This window comes from Xanthobacter agilis (assembly GCF_021730435.1).
Taxonomy (GTDB): domain Bacteria; phylum Pseudomonadota; class Alphaproteobacteria; order Rhizobiales; family Xanthobacteraceae; genus Xanthobacter; species Xanthobacter agilis.
In genome coordinates, this window is the sequence record NZ_JABWGX010000022.1 from 22298 (window position 1) to 41413 (window position 19116).

A 19116-nucleotide genomic window follows, 5' to 3' on the forward strand; every position below is an offset into this window, starting at 1 on the left:
CCCGGAGACCTGTGGCGCGGGCCGGATTTCACCTTGCCGCCGGAAGGGGAAGATGAACCGACACGTGCCGCCACGCGATCTTGATGCCGAAGAGGCGACTGCCTTCGCCCCACCCCCGCCGCCCGACTTTCGCCGGGCGCAGCGGCATAGCGCCCGTGTGCGCTGGATTCGCCGCCTTCTGCCCCTCGCCATCCTCGCCGCCATCGGCGTGATCGGCGTCGGCGCGCTGATGAGGAGCCTTCAGGTCAAGATCGATCTGCCCTTCGACATCGGCCGCCTCACCCTGTCGGGCTCGCGCCTCACCATGGAGCTGCCGAAGCTGTCCGGCTTCACCGACGACAACCGCGGCTATTCCGTCACCGCGAAGACCGCCACCCAGGACCTGACCCGCCCCGACGTGATCGACCTCACCGACATCGAGGCGAAGCTGGAGATGGCGGACCACGGCTGGGCCAGCGTCGAGGCCCGGAAGGGCAGCCTCGACACCAAGAAGCAGTTCATCACCCTCGACGACGGGGTGGAGCTCGCCATGAAGGGCGGCTACGGCGGCCATCTGCAAACGGCCGAGGTGGATGTGAAGTCCGGCACCATCACCAGCAACCAGCCGGTGACCTTCACCTATCTCGACGGTCGCCTGGTGGCCGACACCCTCACCGTCAGCGATCGCGGCGAGAAGGCCTTCTTCCGGGGCCATGTGCAGCTCGACTTCCGCCTCTCCGACATCGACAAGGCCAAGGCCGCGCGCGCCGCCGAGGCCAAGGCCGCCGAGGAGGCCAAGGCCGCGCAGGCCCGCGCCGCCGAGGAGATCAAGGCCCGGCAAGCGGCCTCCCGCGCCGAGACCGCCCCCACCGGGTCCGCATCCACCGCCGGCGCCGGCGAAGCCGGCAACGTGCCCCTCATCACTTCTTCCCCACGACCGGTGCCGCACCCATGACCACGACGACCCGCCACCTGATCGGCGCCCTGATGCTGGCCGCGATGGCGATGCTCACCGCCCCCGCCCTCCCCGGCGGCGCGGCCCATGCCCAGGCGCAGGGCCAGAACGTGCCCAACGCCCTGCAGGGCTTCGCCCGCAACCGCGACGAGCCGGTGCGCATCAACGCCGACCAGCTGGAGGTGCGCGACAAGGACAAGGTGGCGGTGTTTTCCGGCAACGTGGTGGTGGTGCAGGGCGACACCACTTTGAACTCCAAGGACCTGCAGGTCTTCTACGACGGCTCCGTGGGCCCGCCGGAAGAAGGCGCCGGCTTCAAGCAGGGGCAGATCCGCAAGCTGGAGGCCTCCGGCGGCGTGGTGGTGCGCACCAAGGACCAGACCGCCACCGGCGACACAGGCACCTTCGAGATGAAGTCCAACACCGTGACCCTCACCGGCAAGCCGGTGGTGCTCACCCAGGGGCCGAACGTGATCCGCGGCCAAAGGCTGGTGGTGAACCTCGTCTCCGGCGTGTCGCGCTTCGAGGGCGGCCGCGTGGAAAGCCTCATTGTGCCGGGCAGCCTGAAGAACGCCGCGCCGCCCGCGCCCAACCGCTGATCCCCGCCGCATCCACCGCGCCGTCCCAGGCCGAGGGCTCCGCCCCTCGGTCCAGCCGGGGCACGATGCCCATGAAGGCGGGCGCCCGCCCCAGAGCTTGACCCGGCCGCGCCTCACGCCGGCCAGCCTTCGCCGCACCGCGATAAGGTCTACGCCCGAACGGGACGTCGCGGACGGAGATGCCGCGCCTCGCGGCATATGACACCACCGAGACCGCCCCAATCCGCAGAGCTGACCCGACGCCACGGGATGGATCTTGGGGTGGATGGCGGCCCATTTTTTGCATGTGACATTGCATCCCTGGCGCGGACGTTCTAAAGCTAACTTTCGGGGGCTGCGGGCCGGAGGTAGAGTTGAACGTCCTTTCCCTATTCGGCAGGGGCGCCGCCAAGCGCCGGAACAGCGATATCATCATGAGCGCCGATCTTGACGCGGAATACGCGGCGGCTCGCGCGGGTCATGCCGCCCATGCCACCGGCGGGGCATCGGATGACGATTTTGTCACATGGCCGTCGTATTCGGACGCGCGCGGCGAATCCGACTTCGATGCGCGCGGCGTGGACCCTTCCCGGCGCCGGGAGGCATTCGACGATCCCTACGCCCATGCCGGCGAAGGCGCCCTGGCGGCCTATGGCCTGGCGAAGACCTATGGCGGCCGCAAGGTGGTGCGCGATGTGTCCATGTATGTGCGGCGGGGCGAGGCGGTGGGCCTGCTCGGCCCCAATGGCGCCGGCAAGACCACCTGCTTCTACATGGTCACCGGCCTTGTGAAGGCGGATGCCGGCCGCATCGAGCTCGACGGTCACGACGTGACCCCCATGCCCATGTATCGCCGGGCGCGCCTGGGCATCGGCTACCTGCCCCAGGAGGCGTCCATCTTCCGCGGCCTCACCGTGGAGGGCAACATCATGGGCGTGCTGGAGGTGACCGAACCCGACCGCCGCAGGCGGCGCGAGGAGATGGAGCAGCTCCTCGAGGAGTTCAAGATCACCCATGTGCGCAAGTCTCCCGCCATCGCCTTGTCGGGCGGCGAGCGGCGGCGGGTGGAGATCGCCCGCGCCCTGGCCAGCCGCCCGTCCTTCATGCTGCTGGACGAGCCCTTCGCCGGCATCGACCCCATCGCCGTGGGCGACATCCAGGCCCTGGTCCGGCACCTGACCACGCGCGGCATCGGCGTGCTCATCACCGACCATAACGTGCGCGAGACCCTGGGTCTCATCGACCGGGCCTACATCATCCACTCCGGCGCGGTGCTGATGGAGGGCGATCCCGACTCCATCGTCTCCAATCCGGACGTGCGGCGGCTCTACCTCGGCGAGGAATTCCGCCTATGACAGCCCTCCTCCTTTGCCCCAGGGAGGAGCGCGAATGGCGCTGACCCCCAAGCTCGAGTTCCGGCAAAGCCAGTCCCTGGTGATGACGCCGCAGCTGATGCAGGCCATCAAGCTGCTGCAGCTCTCCAACATGGAACTGGTGGCCTATGTGGAGGCCGAACTGGAGCGCAACCCGCTGCTGGAGCGGGCCAGCGAGGACGGGGGTCCGGTCGAAAGCCCCGAGATCGAGGCCCCAGAACCGCCCGCCAGCGAGCGCGACGCCCAATCCGGCGACTGGCTGGAGCGGGACATGGAGCCGAGCCGGGCGGAGATGGAAACCCGTCTCGACACCGACCTCGGCAACATCTTTCCGGACGACGCCCCGGCCGATCGGGCGGCCGCCACCACGCCCTCCGCCCCCTCCTCCAGCTCCGACTGGAGCAGCGGTAGCAGCGGTGGTGGCGGGGAGCGCGGCGAGGATTACAACCCCGAAGCCTTCCTCACCGCCGAGACCACCCTCGCCGACCATCTGGAAGCCCAGCTCTCGGTTGCGGAGACGAGCCCCGCGCGGCGGCTCATCGGCCTGCACCTCATCGGACTGATCGACGAGGCCGGCTATTTCACCGGCGACATCGGCCAGGTCGCCGAGCAGCTCGCAACCAGCCGGGAGGAAGTGGAGGATGTGCTGCGGCTCATCCAGGCGTTCGAGCCCACCGGGGTCGGCGCGCGCGGCCTTGCCGAATGCCTCGCCCTCCAGCTCAAGGAGCGCGACCGCTACGACCCTGCCATGCAGGCGCTGGTGGAAAACCTGGAACTTCTGGCCAAGCACGATCGCAACGCGCTGAAGCGCGTCTGCGGGGTGGATGCGGCCGACATCGCCGACATGATCGCCGAGATCCGCCGGCTCGATCCCAAGCCCGGCCTCGCCTTCGGCTCCGGCGTGGTGCATCCACTGGTGCCGGATGTCTATGTGCGACCGGGCCCGGACGGCGCCTGGCTGGTGGAGCTCAATTCCGAGACCCTGCCGCGGGTGCTGGTGAACCAGACCTATCACGCCACCGTGGCCAAGGTGGCCAAATCGGCGGAGGACAAGAGCTTCCTGGCCGAATGCCTGCAAAGCGCGAGCTGGCTCACGCGCTCGCTGGACCAGCGGGCCCGCACCATCCTGAAGGTGGCGAGCGAGATCGTGCGGCAACAGGACGCGTTCCTGCTGCACGGCGTCCGGCACCTGCGGCCCTTGAACCTGCGCACCGTGGCCGACGCCATCGGCATGCACGAATCCACCGTTTCGCGGGTCACGTCGAACAAATACATCTCCACCCCGCGCGGGGTGGTGGAGATGAAATACTTCTTCTCCTCCGCCATCTCCGCCTCCGGCGGCGGCGAGGCCCATTCGGCGGAATCGGTGCGCCACCGCATCAAGGCCCTGATCGACGCCGAGGCTCCCACCGACATCCTCTCCGACGACACGCTGGTGCAGAAGCTGAAGGAAGACGGCATCGACATCGCCCGCCGCACGGTGGCAAAGTACCGGGAGGGCATGAACATCCCCTCCTCGGTCCAGCGCCGCCGCGAGAAGATGGCCTTGCGCAGCGAGGCGAACTGAGGCGGCAGAGCCCCCTCTGTCCAGACCACCCAGGGCAATCCTGCATGTGGGCGCGTGAACGGGCGACCCGCCCCCTCCACGCTCTTCGACTGTAAAGGTGATCGGACAACGGGCTTGCTACAGGCGCCGCAGCATGCAACCAATAGTTGCATAAACCCTTCCCCCCTCGGAGACAAAGTCTTTTTGCGGGCCGGTTCCGCCGATGCGGGTGCGAGGCGTTTTGAAGCTGGCAAGATCCCGTATCGCACCCGCCCGACAGGCCATAATGGCGGGAGCGGCGATTCTCATGTGCGGCTGCACGTTGCCTGTGCCACCCATCGGCTATAGACCGGCAACCGCGACCAACCCAACGGATATCGAGCTGATCCCCTGCGCTCAGGCGTGGGAAAAGCTGTGGCCGCTGGCCAAGCAGGGCGACAAAGAGGCCATGGACAGCCTCTCAACAGCGCTTCTCGTCAAGGACCTGCTTCCACCGGGCGGCTCTCCTATCCAGGATTCATTACGGCGAAAGATAGCGCACGGTCTCACCCTACAGATCTACGCCCTCGATCCCTCGAACCCTCTTCCCAAATGGCTATGGCATGAATTGAAGGTATTCGTCTCGAACAACGAGTCAGTTTACATTTCGGTCGAAAACGACACCATCGTTTATATCCCGGTCCATGCATCAGGCCAGTTCACGACAATTTCGGACGCGTGCAAGATCAGCGGCAACGCCTGCGTGAAGACGATCAAGAGCACTCACCTCATACCGGATTTCGACTCCTATGCGGCAGCCGTGGATCGCGAACTAACGACGCCAACGACCGTCTGCCGCCGCGAATATCTGTGAAAGGCGGGCGGAAGGCCGGCTGATCCGCCAGCCTTCCGCACCATGTCGCAGGGCAGACCCGCGGGATCACACCAGGCTCAGCGCCACGTTCACATTGTTACGGGTGGCGTTGGAGTAGGGGCACACGACGTGCGCCTTCTCGATCAGCACCTGCGCGTCGGCCTTGTCCACGCCGGGCAGGTCGATCGCCAGCGCGATATCGAGGCCGAAGCCGCCATCCGAGCGCGGGCCGATGCCCACCGTGGCGGTGACGCTCGCATCCGCCGGCACCTTCGCCGTGCCCCCCTGGGCGGCCACGAACTTCATGGCGCTGAGGAAGCAGGCCGCATAGCCGGTGGCGAACAATTGCTCCGGATTGACACCCTCGCCGCCCGGCCCACCCAGCTCCTTGGGCACCACCAGCTTGACATCGAGGGTTCCATCCAACGTGCCGGAGCGACCGTCGCGGCCCCCGGTGGCGCGGGCAGAGGTGCGATAGAGAACATTGACGGACATGGCATTTCCTTTCGTGAGGCTAGGGCTGAACGATTTTAACGCTTACGATTAAATCGTGCACAATATAAATACCCGGCCGGAGCGCATGTCAAGCGCTTGCGATTCAATCGTGCGATAATTACTTTGGCGACAAACGAAATCATCCCCGCCCGCGTCATCAACGGCGCCGGACCCCGCGCGTTCCGGCGGCGGGCGCGCCCGTCGATTACCCGTTGCCTTCACACACGGGCCGTATTGCCCGCTCTGCCGGATGCGGAGCTGTTTCAGGAGCGCCCATGCCGACCGAATCCCCTGACCCAACCTTAGCCGACGCCCCGGCGCGGATGCCGCGCCTCGATCATTTCCTGTGCTTCGCCATCTATGCGGCGGGCCATGCCTTCAACCGCGTCTACAAGCCGCTGTTGGAGGCCATCGGCCTCACCTATCCGCAATATCTCGTGATGGTGGCGCTGTGGGAGCAGGACGACCTCACCGTCGGCACCCTGGGCGCGCGCCTGTCCCTGGAATCGAGCACCCTGACCCCCCTCCTCAAGCGCCTGGAAGCCATGGGCCACCTCGCCCGCTGCCGCGATTCGAAAGACGAGCGGGTGGTCCGCGTGCGCCTCACCGCGCAAGGGCAGGCCCTGCGACAGAAGGCCAGCCACATCCCGGGCTGCATCCTCGCCGCGAGCGGCCTTCGACTCGAAGATCTTGTGCGCCTGCAGCAGGAGATCACCGCCCTGCGAACCCACATGGAGCAAGCCGCGTCCGGCCACGCCCCTGCTGGCGATTGACCTGGCGCGGATCGACCGACCTGACCCGCCCGGCGGCACCTTTTTCCGACAAGCTCACACGCGGCGACGCCGCGCGTCTTGCGTATCCCGAGATTCCAGCTATATTTGCGGCTGTCCCCGGATGGGGATGCCTCAGCGCCATCGTAGTCGAAGGTGATGAGAGTGGGTCCCTGCGGGGGTCCGCTCCGTTTCTGTTTATCCGGCCTCTCCCCGGAGTTCGATCGCAGGCGCTCCGGCAGAGCATTCACCTCGGCGACGCGCGCTTTCGATCAGCACCGCTCGCCCAGCCGTCCCGGAGGGACATGACCGACACCCGTGTCGTGCGCGACGATCCGAACGAGCCGCGCCTCATCACCGAAACCGGAGTGGCCGCCCGCGTGGCCGCGATCGCCGATGGCGTGCTCGGCGCGCTCGGCTTCCGCTTGGTGCGCGTGAAGGTGACCAATCACGACGGCGGCACCGTGCAGATCATGGCCGAGCGTCCGGACGGCACGATGACCATCGACGATTGCGAGGCCGCCTCCCGCGCCCTGTCGCCGGTGCTCGATGTGGAAGACCCCGTCGCCGGCGCCTATCGCCTGGAACTGTCCTCCCCCGGCATCGACCGGCCGCTGGTGCGGCGCTCGGACTTCGAGCGCTGGGCCGGGCACGAGGTGAAGGTGGAAATGAGCGTGCCGGTCAACAGCCGCAAGCGCTTTCGCGGGTTCCTCGTCGGCGTGGAGGGCGATGCCGCCGTGGTCCGCCGCGACGATGCCCGCCCCGATGAGGAAGCGACCGTGCAGTTGCCCATGGCCGACATCCACGACGCCAAGCTCATGCTCACCGACGCCCTCATCACCGAGGCGCTGCGCGCCGCTAAGGCGGCCGGCCAGGCCTTGGACGAGGACGACGAAGCGTTCCTGGAGGACGCCGGCGATGTCGGCGCGTTCGAGGACGATGTCGCCAATGACAATCAGGCCGATGTGCCTGCCCCGGTGCGCAAGCCGGTGAGCAACAAGGGCGCCACCGGCAAGGTTTCGGGCAAGAAGGCCAAGGGCACCAAGGTGGGCGGCAAGAAGTCCGGCGCCAAGAAGTCCAACGCCAAGAAGTCCAATTTCGAGATCACCAGCACCGTGAAGGAGACGCACTGATGGTGGCCGTCAGCGCAAACCGGCTGGAACTTCTGCAGATCGCCGAGGCGGTCGCGCGGGAAAAATCCATCGATCGCTCCATCGTCATCGCCGCCATGGAGGACGCCATCGCCAAGGCCGCGCGCTCGCGCTACGGCCAGGAGACGGACATCCACGCGGACATCAATCCGCGCACCGGCGAACTGCGTCTCGCCCGCCATCTGCTGGTGGTGGACGACGTGGAAAACCCGGCCACCGAGATCACTCTCGACGGCGCGCGCCGCCATAATCCGGTGGCGCAGGTGGGCGACACCATCGCCGACACCCTGCCCCCCTTCGATTTCGGCCGCATCGCCGCGCAGAGCGCCAAGCAGGTGATCGTGCAGCGGGTGCGCGAAGCCGAGCGCGACCGGCAGTATGACGAATACAAGGACCGCATCGGCGAGGTCGTGAACGGCCTCGTGAAGCGGGTCGAATACGGCAACGTGGTGGTGGACCTCGGCCGTGGCGAAGGCATCCTGCGCCGCGACGAGCTCCTGCCGCGCGAAACCGTGAAGACGGGCGACCGCATCCGCGCCTATATCTACGACGTGCGCCGCGAGCCGCGCGGCCCGCAGATCTTCCTGTCCCGCACCCATCCCCAGTTCATGGCGAAGCTGTTCGCCCAGGAAGTGCCGGAGATCTACGACGGCGTGGTCGAGATCAAGGCGGTGGCGCGCGACCCCGGCTCCCGGGCCAAGATCGCCGTCATCTCCCGTGACTCCTCGGTGGACCCCGTCGGCGCCTGCGTCGGCATGCGCGGCTCGCGCGTGCAGGCCGTGGTGAACGAGCTGCAGGGCGAGAAGATCGACATCATCCCCTGGAACCCGGATATCGCCACCTTCATCGTGAACGCCCTTGCCCCCGCCGAGGTGGTGAAGGTGGTGCTCGATGAAGAGCGCGAGCGCATCGAGGTGGTGGTGCCCGACGCCCAGCTGTCGCTGGCCATCGGCCGCCGCGGCCAGAACGTGCGCCTCGCCACCCAGCTCACCGGCTGGGACATCGACATCATGACCGAGCAGGAAGAGAGCGAGCGGCGGCAGAAGGAATTTGCCGAGCGCACCAAGATGTTCGCGGAGGCCCTCGATCTCGACGAGATGATGGGCCAGCTGCTCACCTCCGAGGGCTTCACCTCGGTGGAAGAGATCGCCTATGTGCCGCTCAACGAGCTCGCGTCCATCGAGGGCTTCGACGAGGACACCGCCGCCGAGCTTCAGGCCCGCGCCCAGAAGCACCTGGCGGAAGTGGAGGAAGCCTTCGACAACCGCCGCAAGGAACTCGGGGTCGAGGACGACGTGAAGGCGCTGCCCGGCGTCACCTCGAAAATGCTGGTGGCGTTCGGCGAGAACGACATCAAGAGCGTGGAGGATCTGGCCGGCTGCGCCACCGACGACCTCACCGGCTGGTCGGAGCGCAAGGATGGCGAGACCATCCGCCACGCGGGCGCCCTCGACGGATTCGAGTTCTCCCGCGAAGATGCCGAGCAGCTCATCATGCACGCCCGCGTTGCCGCGGGTTGGATCGAAGCCACGGCGGACGGCGAGGATGCCGACACCGCCCCCCAGGCCGACGCCTGAGAGCCGAAGGAGATGACCCGCAGTGATCGCAGAACCGGTGGAGGTGGAGACGGACGACGGACCGCGCGGGCTCGGCTCGGCGCGGGCGCCACTGTCGCGCCTGTGCCTGGCCACGCGTGCGGTCACGCCGGTCTCCCAGATGCTGCGCTTCGTGGTGGGGCCGGACGGCCAGATCGTCCCCGACCTCGCCTCTAAGCTGCCAGGACGCGGCGCGTGGGTTCGAGCCACACGCGCCGACCTGGAAACAGCCCTGAAGCGCAAGGCCTTCGGCCGCGCTTTCAAGGGCAAGGGCGTCGCGGCGCCCGACCTCGCGGCCCTGGTGGAAGGGCTTCTCGACAAAGACATGCGCGCCAGCCTGTCCCTCGCCAACAAGGCGGGGCAGGTGGTGACCGGCACCATGAAAGTGGAACAGGCGCTGGCTTCCGGCGCCGTCCAGGTGCTTCTGCACGCCACCGATGCCCGCCCCGACGGCGTGCGCAAGCTCGACGCATTCACCCGCCAGATGGCGCGGTCGGAGGTGCGTCCGGGCCGGCCGGTGGCTGCCATCGTCAATTGCTTACCCGGCGTTGATTTGGACTTGGCGTTGGGGCGGTCAAATGTGGTACATGCGGCCCTGCTTGCGCATCCGACGACAGCGGGATTTCTCGCGCGCTGCCGCAAGCTCGAACGCTGGCGGACGGGCATGCCCGCCGGCGACGAGCTTGAGGCGCCCGTGAGCGGCGGCCATATGGCTCTGGTTTCCTCAGGCGATCACCAGAGCAGCGAAGACAAGGACAGCAGCCGCGCGCCCGGCCGGATGCAAGGAACGGATACGGAATGAACGACACGAAGACCCCCGGCGACAAGACGCTCCATCCCGCCTCCGGCAGCAAGACGCTCACCCTGAAGCGCCCGGTGGAGCAGGGCACGGTGCGCCAGAGCTTCAGCCATGGCCGCTCCAAGGCAGTCGTGGTGGAGAAGGTGAAGCGCCGCGTCATCCCCGGTGAGGCGGGCGTTGCCCAGCCTGCCGCCGCGGCGCCGGCGGCGCCGGCAGCTCCCACGCGTCCCGCCACGCCGGCTGCGGCCGCTCCGGCACCTGCCACCGCAGCCGCACCTGTCGCCGCGCTTGCCCCCCAGGCCGCCGCGCCGGTCGCCAGTTCGGCCGCGACGGAGGCTGCGGTGACGCCATCGGCCGCGCCCCAGCCGGAACCCTCGCCGGCCGAAGCGCCCGCCACCCCCGCCCCGGCAAAGCCCGCCGAGTCGGTGGCGGCCGCATCCGCGCCGAGCGCACCGGCTCAGCCGGCGGCCCCAGTTGCCGAGACACGCCCGGCCGAGGTGGCAACGCCCGCAGTTCCGGCTCCGGCCGAGGCTCCGGCCGCCCCCGCACAGCCAGTGGCTGCGGCCCCCGCCGCTCCGGTGCAGCGCCCCGCCGCCCCGCCGCCCAGCGCAGCGAGCCAGCCGGCCGCGCGCCAAGGAACGTCGAGCCAAGCGACCTCAAGCCACGGTGGTCCGCGGCCGACCGGCAACGCGCCGCAGCGGTCCGGTGGCCCACAGCGGTCCGGCGCGCCCCAGTCCAATCGTCCCGGCCAGGGTCAAGGCCAAGGCCATGGAACCGGCCAGCGGTCCGGCGGCGGCAGCGATCGCCGCACCGGTGGACCGCAGCAGGGCCGCACCGGCGCGCCGCGCCAGGGCGGCTCCGGCGTGGTGCTGCGCACCCTGACCGAGGAAGAGCGCAACGCCCGCGCCACCGCGCTTGCCGACGCCCGCGCCCGCGCCGTCGAAGAGGCGCGCATGGCCGAAGAGCGCCGCGTGGCCGAGGAGGAAGCCCGTCGCCGCGCCGAGCGCGAGCGCGCCGAGCGCGCCGAACGTGAAGCCGCCGAAGCCCGCAAGCGCGAGGAAGAGGCGCGCCGCGCCCAGGAAGACGAAAAGAAGCGCAAGGCCGAGCAGGAAGCGCGCAAGCGCTTCGGCGAGGAGCAAGGCTCCGGCGCCGCCGCGCGGCCCGCGACCACGGGTGCCACGGCGACCACGCCGCGGCCCGCCGCGCCGCGTCCGGCCGGCACCGCCGAGAGCGAGGAAGAAGAGCGCCGCAACGCCCGGCGCGGACCCGGCGCGCGCGTCGCGCCGCCGGTCAAGGTGCCCCGTGCGCCGGCCGGTCCCGAGAAGCAGCGCGGCCGTCTCACGCTCGTCACCGCCCTTTCGGGCGATGAGGAGCGCCAGCGTTCGGTGGCCTCGTTCCGCCGCCGCACCCAGCGCATGACCGGCAACCGCGCGCAGGAGAGCAAGGAAAAGATCTCCCGCGAGGTGATCCTGCCCGAGACCATCACCATCCAGGAACTCGCCAACCGCATGTCGGAGCGGGGCGTGGACGTGATCCGCCTGCTGATGAAGCAGGGGCAGATGCTGAAGATCACCGACGTGATCGACGCCGATACCGCCGAGCTGATCGCCGAGGAAATGGGCCACACCGTGCGCCGCGTCTCGGAATCCGACGTGGAAGAGGGCCTGTTCGACACGCCCGACGCCCCGGAGACCCTGCTGCCGCGTCCGGCCGTCGTGACCATCATGGGCCACGTCGACCACGGCAAGACCTCGCTCCTGGACGCCATCCGCAAGGCCAACGTGGTGTCCGGCGAGGCCGGCGGCATCACCCAGCACATCGGCGCCTATCAGGTGACGGCGCCGTCCGGCAGCAAGATCACCTTCATCGACACCCCCGGCCACGCCGCCTTCACCGCCATGCGCGCCCGTGGCGCCAAGGTGACGGACATCGTGGTGCTGGTGGTGGCGGCCGACGACGGCGTGATGCCGCAGACGGTGGAAGCCATCCACCACGCCCGCGCGGCGGGTGTGCCGATCATTGTCGCCATCAACAAGATCGACAAGCCCGGCGCCAAGCCCGAGCGGGTGCGCAGCGAGCTGCTCCAGCACGAAGTGCAGGTGGAGAGCATGGGCGGCGAGACGCTCGAGGTGGAAGTGTCCGCCAAGGAGCGGCTCAACCTCGACAAGCTGCTGGAGGCGATCGCCCTGCAGTCGGAGCTGCTCGACCTGCGCGCGAGCCCCGACCGCGACGCCGAAGGCACCGTGGTGGAAGCCAAGCTCGATCGCGGCCGGGGTCCGGTGGCGACCGTGCTGGTGCAGCGCGGCACGCTGAAGGTGGGCGACATCGTGGTCGCCGGCGCCGAATGGGGCCGTGTGCGCGCCCTGATCTCGGACACCGGCGCCAATGTGGAGACCGCCGGGCCCTCGTTCCCGGTGGAGGTCCTGGGCTTCAACGGCACCCCGGAGGCGGGTGATCGCCTCGCGGTGGTGGAGAACGAAGCCCGCGCCCGCGAGATCACCGACTATCGCCAGCGCCAGAAGCGCGAAAAGGCGGCGGCCCGTTCCGCCACCATGCGCGGTTCGCTCGAACAGATGATGAGCCAGGTCAAGGCGACCGGGCGCAAGGAATTCCCCCTCATCATCAAGGGCGACGTGTCGGGCTCGGTGGAAGCCATCATCGGCGCCCTCGAAAAGGTGGGCAACGACGAGGTGCAGGCCCGCATCATCCATTCGGGCGCCGGCGGCATCAACGAAAGCGACGTGACCCTGGCGGAGACCTCCGGCGCGGCCATCATCGCCTTCAACGTGCGCGCCAACAAGGAAGCGCGCGACGCGGCCGACCGGGCGGGCATCGAGATCCGCTACTACAACATCATCTACGACCTCGTGGACGACGTGAAGAAGGCCATGAGCGGCCTGCTCGCCCCGGTGATCCGCGAGACCATGCTCGGCAACGCGCTCATCAAGGAGATCTTCGCGGTCTCCAAGGTCGGCAAGGTGGCGGGTTGCCAGGTCACCGACGGTGTGGTGGAACGCGGCCAGCATGTGCGCCTCATCCGCGACAACGTGGTGATCCACGAGGGCAAGCTTGCCACCCTCAACCGCTACAAGGATGCGGTGAACACGGTGCACGCCGGCCAGGATTGCGGCATGTCCTTCGAGAACTACCAGGACATGCGCGCGGGCGACGTCATCGAGTGCTTCCGCGTGGAAACGGTGCAGCGCTCGCTGTAAGGCGCGCCGCCAAACCGGTCTGCCTGCCGAAGCCGGTGCCATCCGGCTTCGGGGGCACCGGCTTCGGTCCGCGACCGGCGCGGCCGGACCGGTGGCGCTCCACCCCGACATGACGGCGCACGCCCCGGCGAACGCTGTCGCACACCCCCTCCGCGCGACCCGCGGCCTGGGACAGCCGCCCGTCGCCATCGGCGCGACGTTGTGGACATCACCGGAACGGCACGGTCCAAGCCCGTCCGTTCCCCCTGAAGGAGAAGGCGCCCGGCCCTGCCTGCGGTGCCACTGAGGCTTTAAGACTTATGAGACACGAAACCCGCACGGGAGGGGGCCCCTCCCAGCGCATGCTGCGCGTCGGCGAACTGGTGCGTCACGCCCTCGCCGACGTGCTGTCGCGCGGCGACCACATCGATCCGGTGCTGGCCGGGCACATCATCACCGTGCCCGAAGTGCGCATGTCGCCGGACCTGAAGATCGCCACCTGCTTCATCATGCCCCTGGGCGGCAAGGACCTGAAGGCGGTGCTGAAGGCCCTCGCCAACAACGCCCGCTTCCTGCGCACGGAAGTGGCGCGCCGGATGGAGCTGAAATCCGTTCCGGAGCTGCGTTTCCGCGAGGATACCACGTTCGACGAGGGCGCCCGCATGGATCAGCTCCTGCGCTCCCCAGAGGTCGCGCGCGACCTTGATTCCGACCGCGACGACGAAGAGACCAACCGCGAATGACTTCCGCATCTGCCGCCGCCCCCGCCCCGCTGCCCGTTGACGATGGCGCCCCGGCGGGCGCCCCCCGCGAGCGGGCGCCCCGCGCCCCGCGCGAGCAAGACAACCGCCCCCGCGCGCCCAAGCGCGACCTTGATGGCTGGGTGCTGCTCGACAAGCCGGTGGGCCTCACCTCCACCCAGGCGGTGAGCGTGGTCAAGCGCCTGTTCGGCGCCAAGAAAGCCGGCCACGCCGGCACCCTCGATCCGCTGGCGTCCGGCTGCCTGCCCATCGCCTTCGGCGAGGCCACCAAGACCGTTCCCTATGTGATGGATGGCCGCAAGACCTATCGCTTCACCGTGCGCTTCGGCATCGAGACCGACACCGACGACGCCGAAGGCAAGGAAGTCGCGGCGTCGGACAGCCGCCCCACCGACGACGAGATCGTCGCCGCCCTGGCGCAGTTCCAAGGCGAGATCATGCAGGTGCCGCCGGCCTATTCCGCCCTCAAGATCGGCGGCGAGCGCGCCTATGACCTTGCCCGCGAAGGCACGGAAGTGAAGCTGGAGGCCCGGCCCGTCACCATCTTCAGCCTCTCCATGGTGGAGCGTCCCGACGCCGACCATGCGGTGCTGGAGGCCCGCTGCGGCAAGGGCACCTATGTGCGCGCCATCGCCCGCGATCTCGGCCGCATGCTGGGATCGAAGGGCCACGTCTGCGCCCTGCGCCGAACCTGCGTGGGACCGTTCCTGGAAGAGGACCTCGTTCCCCTCGACGATCTGCGCGCGCGGGTGGAAGCGGGAGAAGAGGCGCTGATGGAGGCCCTCGACCCGGTGGAATTCGCCCTGGAGGAGCTGCCGCAGATCGCCGTGACCCCGCCCGACGCCCACCGCCTGCGCTGCGGGCAGAGCGTGATCCTGCGCGGTCGCGATGCTCCCATCGTCGACGGCCATGCCGCCATCTTCTGCCAGAACGCGCTGATCGCCATCGGCGACGTGGAGGCGGGCGAGATCTATCCCCATCGCGTGTTCAACTGGGCACGCAAGGCCGTCATGCGGCCGAAGCCGCCCCGACGCGACGCCCCGCAAGACTGACGACGACGCGCAGGCGTGAGCGACCGCCCCGCGGCCAGATCCCGCGGGATCTGGCCCTCGCGGATGCGTCTTGGCCTGCGTGCGTGAAGCCGACGGCAAGGCGCAGCGCCGGCCTCGACATCGCACGCACGAGCCGCCAATGTGCCGCCGCGCCACCCACGCGCATCCCAGGGAGTGTACCGTGTTCCGCTGGATCAGGCTGACCTTGGCCGGCTTCGGCCTTCTCCTGCTCGCCGCCGGCCTCGCACTGCCCGTCCTGGCCCCGCCTGTGGCTGCGGCCGCCTGCCCGGCCTGCTACGGCCTGAAACGCGCCGGCACCAGCCTGATGGTGGACCGAGCCATGACGGCCACGGACCGCGCGCGGCTGGCGCGTGACCTTTCCACCGCCGGGGATAAGGTGCGCGTATTCTATGGCCCCTTCGAACCGGCCGCGCTGGTGATCGCCTGCGCGAGCCAAGCATGCAACCAGCGCCTCGGCGGTCGGGGCGCCCTGGCGCGCACCTGGGCCACGCCGTTCGGCGATATTATCGACCTCGCGCCAAAGGGCCTAAACGCGACCATCCTGGCGCACGAATTTTCCCATGTGGCGCTGCACCAGCACGCCGGATTGCCGGCGATGCTGGGGGAAACGATCCCCGCGTGGTTTGACGAGGGACTGGCCGTCATCGTCTCGGACGACCCGCGCTACCTGAAACCCGGCGCCCAGGGGCATGAACGGTGCGTGGTGTCGCCGGCGTGGCCCCTCCCCTCCTCCGCCGGCGACTGGGGCGCTCGGGCCGGTCGGGACCGCATGATCTACGCGCAGGCCGCCTGCGCCGTGCTCGCATGGATGGAGGCCAATGGTGGCCGAGCGGGAGCCCTGGCCGCCATTGATGCCGCCGCCGGCACACCGGCCGACGCCATGAGACCGGCGAAGAGCGCGCGCCTGCCAAGACCCGGCGAAACATTCCTCTGGCCCGTGCGGGGAAATCCGCTATAGTCCCCATGCGCGGACGGTGCCCTCGGGTGCCGCTTTTCGCGTTGTTGTTTCGACCGTGCTGGACGACATCCCGGCCCGGCCGACCCCGCGCCTCCAACCCCGCCCGCAGGCCCGCAAGGGCACCTTGCAGGGCAAGCGGCAGGACGGCGCGTATCTTCACTCCGTTTGAAAGGACAGTTCGATGTCGATTACTGCGGAGCGCAAGCAGGCGCTCATCAAGGATTTCGGGGCCAAGGACGGCGACACCGGTTCGCCCGAGGTGCAGGTGGCGATTCTCACCGAGCGCATCGTGAACCTCACCGAGCACTTCAAGTCCCACCACAAGGACAACCACTCGCGTCGCGGGCTTTTGAAGCTCGTCTCGCAGCGCCGCAGCCTTCTTGACTATCTGAAGAAGAAGGACGAGGGCCGCTACAAGGGCCTGATCGAGCGCCTCGGCCTGCGCCGCTGACGCCTCGGCCGGATCCGGACCCGCATCCCGGATCCGTTCGCGCCCTGCGGCGCGCACGAACCGGCACCCGGCGCGACCGCCGCCGGGGACCGCAAGCATAAGAAGGCCCGGCTCCTCCGCCGGAGCCCCGCGCGCCACACACGGCGTGCCGTCGCCGCAGGCATGAGGCCTGCCGCGCGTCAAATGAACGCAAGGGACGAGTCATGGCAGGATCGCCGGACGCCACCGTCGGGGCCCCTTTTTGACAAGGGTAGCCTCGCGCGGCGCGTCCGGCCGTCTTGCTCATGGCTCTCCCCGCAAGCCATGAGAGAAAGACCAGGCCACATGTTCGACATTCACAGCGAGACGCTGGATTGGGGCGGAACCCCCCTCACCCTCGAGACCGGCAAGATGGCCCGCCAGGCCGACGGCGCCGTGCTCGCCACCTATGGCGACACCAAGGTGCTCGCCACCGTCGTGTCGGCCAAGGAGCCGAAGCCGGGGCAGGATTTCTTCCCGCTCACCGTCAACTATCAGGAAAAGTCCTACGCGGCCGGCCGCATCCCCGGCGGCTATTTCAAGCGCGAGGGCCGGCCCTCCGAGAAGGAGACCCTGGTCTCCCGCCTCATCGACCGCCCGATCCGCCCCCTGTTTCCGGACGGCTACAAGTGCGACACCCAGGTGATCATCACCGTGCTCGCCCATGACCTGGAGAACGATCCCGACGTCGTCTCCATGATCGCCGCCTCCGCCGCCCTGACCCTGTCCGGCATTCCCTTCATGGGTCCGGTAGGCGCCGCCCGCGTCGGCTTCATCGATGATGAATATGTGCTCAACCCGACCGTGGACGAGGTGAAGGAAAGCGCCCTCGACTTGGTGGTGGCCGGCACCGGCGACGCCGTGCTGATGGTGGAATCGGAAGCCAAGGAGCTGCCCGAGGAGATCATGCTCGGCGCCGTGATGTTCGGCCACCGGCACTTCCAGCCGGTGATCGAGGCCATCATCAAGCTGGCCGAGAAGGCCGCCAAGGAGCCCCGCGCCTTCGAGCCGGACGACGTCTCCGCCATCGAGGCGAAGGTGCGGGAGATCGCCGAGGCCGATCTGCGCGCCGCCTACAAGATCAAGCAGAAGCAGGCCCGCTACGAGGCGGTCGGCGCCGCCAAGTCCAAGGTGAAGAAGCACTACGAGGAACTGGCCCTGTCCGGCGAGAGCGTGCCGAACGGCCAGCTCGTGTCGGAAGTGTTCAAGGCGCTCGAAGCCAAGATCGTGCGCTGGAACATCCTCGACGACGGCATCCGCATCGACGGCCGCGACGTGCGCACCGTGCGCCCGATCGTGTCCGAGGTCGGCATCCTGCCGCGCGCCCACGGCTCGGCCCTGTTCACCCGCGGCGAGACCCAGGCCCTGGTGGTCGCAACCCTGGGCACCGGCGAGGACGAGCAGTTCATCGACAGCCTGGAAGGCACCTACAAGGAGCACTTCCTGCTGCACTACAACTTCCCGCCCTTCTCCGTGGGCGAGACCGGCCGCATGGGCTCGCCCGGTCGCCGCGAGATCGGCCACGGCAAGCTCGCCTGGCGCGCCATCCACCCGATGCTGCCGGCCAAGCACGAGTTCCCCTATACCCTGCGCGTGGTCTCCGAGATCCTGGAGTCCAACGGCTCGTCCTCCATGGCCACCGTCTGCGGCTCGTCGCTGGCGCTGATGGATGCCGGCGTGCCGCTGCGCCGCCCGGTGGCGGGCATCGCCATGGGCCTCATCCTGGAGGGTGAGAAGTTCGCCGTGCTGTCCGACATCCTGGGCGACGAGGATCACCTCGGCGACATGGACTTCAAGGTGGCCGGCACCGAGCAGGGCGTGACCTCGCTCCAGATGGACATCAAGATCGCCGGCATCACCGAGGAGATCATGAAGGTCGCCCTCGCCCAGGCGAAGGACGGGCGCGCCCACATCCTCGGCGAGATGGCCAAGGCCCTCACCAGCGCCCGCGCCGAGCTGGGCGAGCATGCCCCGCGCATCGAGGTGATGAAGATCCCCGTCGACAAGATCCGCGAAGTGATCGGCTCCGGCGGCAAGGTGATCCGCGAGATCGTCGAGAAGACCGGCGCCAAGGTCAATATCGAGGACGACGGCACCATCAAGATCGCCTCCGCCTCGGGCGACAGCATCAAGGCCGCCATCAACTGGATCAAGTCCATCGCCTCCGAGCCGGAAGTGGGCCAGATCTATGAAGGCACCGTGGTGAAGGTGGTGGACTTCGGCGCCTTCGTGAACTTCTTTGGTTCCAAGGATGGCCTGGTGCACGTCTCGCAGATGGCGAACGAGCGCGTGGCCAAGCCCTCCGACGTGGTCAAGGAAGGCGACAAGGTCAAGGTGAAGCTCATGGGCTTCGACGAGCGCGGCAAGACCCGCCTGTCCATGAAGGTGGTGGATCAGGCCACCGGCGAGGACCTGGAAGCCAAGGTCAAGGCCGAGAAGGACGCCGCCCGTGCGGCGGCCGAAGGCGAGAACAAGGGCGAGGCCGGCGCGGCGGAGTGATCCGCTGGCGCTCCCCTGCCCCAGCTCCCTTGCCCCAGCTCTCCTGCCCCAAGCGACGAGGGGCGGCC

16 protein-coding genes are annotated in these 19116 nt (G+C 68.6%); 15 read left to right on the plus strand and 1 reads right to left on the minus strand.

From position 1 onward, the window contains the following. The first annotated feature begins 52 nt into the window (after nt 1-52). From lptC to HUW53_RS15620, 5 genes are all read left to right on the plus strand, one after another. The gene (gene lptC, locus HUW53_RS15600) at nt 53-934 is read left to right on the plus strand and encodes an LPS export ABC transporter periplasmic protein LptC (protein ID WP_237346685.1); all 882 of its coding nucleotides are present in this window, start codon (nt 53-55) and stop codon (nt 932-934) included. Continuing rightward, nucleotides 931-1533, plus strand: coding sequence for an LptA/OstA family protein (locus HUW53_RS15605; RefSeq protein ID WP_237346686.1), 603 nt, complete (start codon nt 931-933; stop codon nt 1531-1533). The genes lptC and HUW53_RS15605 overlap by 4 nt, the downstream gene beginning before the upstream one ends. 413 nt (nt 1534-1946) lie before the next feature. After that, nucleotides 1947-2867, plus strand: coding sequence for an LPS export ABC transporter ATP-binding protein (gene lptB / locus HUW53_RS15610; RefSeq protein WP_237346687.1), 921 nt, complete (start codon nt 1947-1949; stop codon nt 2865-2867). A gap of 34 nt (nt 2868-2901) precedes the next feature. Then, a complete protein-coding gene (gene rpoN / locus HUW53_RS15615) occupies nt 2902-4452 on the plus strand; it encodes an RNA polymerase factor sigma-54 (RefSeq protein ID WP_237346688.1) in 1551 nt (516 codons plus the stop codon). Between the two features lie 202 nt (nt 4453-4654). Continuing rightward, nucleotides 4655-5284, plus strand: coding sequence for a hypothetical protein (locus HUW53_RS15620; RefSeq protein ID WP_237346689.1), 630 nt, complete (start codon nt 4655-4657; stop codon nt 5282-5284). 66 nt (nt 5285-5350) lie between these two features. Here HUW53_RS15620 and HUW53_RS15625 read toward each other — a convergent pair whose 3' ends face one another. Next, on the minus strand, nt 5351-5779 hold the full coding sequence (locus HUW53_RS15625) for an organic hydroperoxide resistance protein (RefSeq protein ID WP_237346690.1): 429 nt from the start codon (nt 5777-5779) through the stop codon (nt 5351-5353). A 275-nt stretch (nt 5780-6054) separates the two neighbouring features. Here HUW53_RS15625 and HUW53_RS15630 point away from each other — a divergent pair, with 275 nt between their 5' ends. The 10 genes from HUW53_RS15630 (at nt 6055) to pnp (ending at nt 19048) form a co-directional block, all read left to right on the plus strand. Beyond that, nucleotides 6055-6552: a MarR family winged helix-turn-helix transcriptional regulator gene (locus tag HUW53_RS15630; protein WP_237346691.1), complete on the plus strand. Its 498-nt coding sequence runs from the start codon at nt 6055-6057 to the stop codon at nt 6550-6552. Between the two features lie 302 nt (nt 6553-6854). Beyond that, complete coding sequence (gene rimP, locus HUW53_RS15635) at nt 6855-7682, plus strand: ribosome maturation factor RimP (RefSeq protein WP_237346692.1); 828 nt, start codon at nt 6855-6857, stop codon at nt 7680-7682. Continuing rightward, a complete protein-coding gene (gene nusA, locus HUW53_RS15640) occupies nt 7682-9277 on the plus strand; it encodes a transcription termination factor NusA (protein WP_237346693.1) in 1596 nt (531 codons plus the stop codon). Before rimP ends, nusA begins: the two co-directional genes overlap by 1 nt. A gap of 43 nt (nt 9278-9320) precedes the next feature. Next, nucleotides 9321-10097 carry an RNA-binding protein gene (locus HUW53_RS15645; RefSeq protein WP_307499710.1) on the plus strand — a complete coding sequence of 259 codons (777 nt, stop codon included), beginning with the start codon at nt 9321-9323 and terminating at the stop codon, nt 10095-10097. Further along, nucleotides 10094-13309 carry a translation initiation factor IF-2 gene (gene infB, locus HUW53_RS15650; protein WP_237346695.1) on the plus strand — a complete coding sequence of 1072 codons (3216 nt, stop codon included), beginning with the start codon at nt 10094-10096 and terminating at the stop codon, nt 13307-13309. The genes HUW53_RS15645 and infB overlap by 4 nt, the downstream gene beginning before the upstream one ends. 299 nt (nt 13310-13608) lie before the next feature. After that, nucleotides 13609-14031, plus strand: a complete 423-nt coding sequence (gene rbfA / locus HUW53_RS15655; RefSeq protein ID WP_237346696.1) for a 30S ribosome-binding factor RbfA — start codon at nt 13609-13611, stop codon at nt 14029-14031. Continuing rightward, nucleotides 14028-15101, plus strand: coding sequence for a tRNA pseudouridine(55) synthase TruB (truB, locus tag HUW53_RS15660; protein ID WP_237346697.1), 1074 nt, complete (start codon nt 14028-14030; stop codon nt 15099-15101). Before rbfA ends, truB begins: the two co-directional genes overlap by 4 nt. Before the next feature lie 79 nt (nt 15102-15180). Continuing rightward, the gene (locus tag HUW53_RS15665; protein ID WP_237346698.1) at nt 15181-16080 is read left to right on the plus strand and encodes a hypothetical protein; all 900 of its coding nucleotides are present in this window, start codon (nt 15181-15183) and stop codon (nt 16078-16080) included. Between the two features lie 181 nt (nt 16081-16261). Then, nucleotides 16262-16531, plus strand: coding sequence for a 30S ribosomal protein S15 (gene rpsO, locus HUW53_RS15670; RefSeq protein WP_237346699.1), 270 nt, complete (start codon nt 16262-16264; stop codon nt 16529-16531). A gap of 324 nt (nt 16532-16855) precedes the next feature. Beyond that, on the plus strand, nt 16856-19048 hold the full coding sequence (gene pnp, locus HUW53_RS15675) for a polyribonucleotide nucleotidyltransferase (RefSeq protein WP_237346700.1): 2193 nt from the start codon (nt 16856-16858) through the stop codon (nt 19046-19048). The last annotated feature ends 68 nt before the right edge of the window (nt 19049-19116 follow it).

What these genes read in the sequence shown, in the direction of transcription:
- lptB (WP_237346687.1), top strand. Translation starts at nt 1,947, where the DNA reads ATGAGCGCCGATCTTGACGCGGAATACGCGGCGGCTCGCGCGGGTCAT.
- infB (WP_237346695.1), top strand. Translation starts at nt 10,094, where the DNA reads ATGAACGACACGAAGACCCCCGGCGACAAGACGCTCCATCCCGCCTCC.
- HUW53_RS15620 (WP_237346689.1), top strand. Translation starts at nt 4,655, where the DNA reads ATGCGGGTGCGAGGCGTTTTGAAGCTGGCAAGATCCCGTATCGCACCC.
- rbfA (WP_237346696.1), top strand. Translation starts at nt 13,609, where the DNA reads ATGAGACACGAAACCCGCACGGGAGGGGGCCCCTCCCAGCGCATGCTG.
- nusA (WP_237346693.1), top strand. Translation starts at nt 7,682, where the DNA reads ATGGTGGCCGTCAGCGCAAACCGGCTGGAACTTCTGCAGATCGCCGAG.
- rpsO (WP_237346699.1), top strand. Translation starts at nt 16,262, where the DNA reads ATGTCGATTACTGCGGAGCGCAAGCAGGCGCTCATCAAGGATTTCGGG.
- HUW53_RS15625 (WP_237346690.1), bottom strand. Translation starts at nt 5,779, where the DNA reads ATGTCCGTCAATGTTCTCTATCGCACCTCTGCCCGCGCCACCGGGGGC.
- pnp (WP_237346700.1), top strand. Translation starts at nt 16,856, where the DNA reads ATGTTCGACATTCACAGCGAGACGCTGGATTGGGGCGGAACCCCCCTC.
- lptC (WP_237346685.1), top strand. Translation starts at nt 53, where the DNA reads ATGAACCGACACGTGCCGCCACGCGATCTTGATGCCGAAGAGGCGACT.
- rpoN (WP_237346688.1), top strand. Translation starts at nt 2,902, where the DNA reads ATGGCGCTGACCCCCAAGCTCGAGTTCCGGCAAAGCCAGTCCCTGGTG.
- HUW53_RS15630 (WP_237346691.1), top strand. Translation starts at nt 6,055, where the DNA reads ATGCCGACCGAATCCCCTGACCCAACCTTAGCCGACGCCCCGGCGCGG.
- HUW53_RS15605 (WP_237346686.1), top strand. Translation starts at nt 931, where the DNA reads ATGACCACGACGACCCGCCACCTGATCGGCGCCCTGATGCTGGCCGCG.
- rimP (WP_237346692.1), top strand. Translation starts at nt 6,855, where the DNA reads ATGACCGACACCCGTGTCGTGCGCGACGATCCGAACGAGCCGCGCCTC.
- truB (WP_237346697.1), top strand. Translation starts at nt 14,028, where the DNA reads ATGACTTCCGCATCTGCCGCCGCCCCCGCCCCGCTGCCCGTTGACGAT.